The sequence below is a fragment of the Xenorhabdus bovienii genome (assembly GCF_024721015.1).
In the GTDB taxonomy this organism is placed as follows: Bacteria; Pseudomonadota; Gammaproteobacteria; order Enterobacterales; family Enterobacteriaceae; genus Xenorhabdus; species Xenorhabdus bovienii.
The window spans coordinates 1-587 of record NZ_JANAIF010000297.1; the positions used below are offsets into that span (position 1 = coordinate 1).

At 35.3% G+C, this 587-nt stretch carries 1 protein-coding gene; it reads left to right on the forward strand.

From position 1 onward, the window contains the following. Positions 1–587, forward strand: a 587-nt coding sequence (locus tag NXS07_RS20670) for an IS30 family transposase (RefSeq protein ID WP_258087593.1), incomplete at both ends; no start/stop codon positions are given.

Sequence of the window (587 nt, forward strand, 5' to 3'; positions counted from 1 at the left end):
AGCTTAAGGCCGTAGCGCGCCGACATTGTGCTACAAAAGCAGTAAAAGTGAAACCAGAGATAGAAATGTGGATCAAACAGTTAATTTGGCAAGATTTAAGTCCTGAACAAACAGTCGGTTATCTCAAAAGGGAAAATATAATATCTTTGCATCATGAAACAGTTTATCGATTGATTTATAAGGATAAACTTAATGGAGGTGATTTATGGCAACATATTAGGATTGCGAAAAAACCGTATCGTAAACGCTATGGAAGTTATGAGCGCAGAGGAAAAATTAAAAACAGAGTCAGTATTGATAAGCGCCCCAAACTTGTTGATAAAAAGCAGCGTATTGGTGATTGGGAAGGCGATACTATCGTTGGTAAAGATCATAAAAGTGCATTATTGACATTAGTTGAACGAAAATCGTTATTTACTATCATAATTAAACTTGAAGATAAAACAGCAGAAGGGGTCGCAAAAGCGGCCACAAGACATTTATCACTGATAAAACATAAAATTAAAACAATGACCTTTGATAACGGCCTCGAATTTGCCGAACACGAACTGATCAGTAAAAATTTAGAGACAAAAATTTATTTTGCT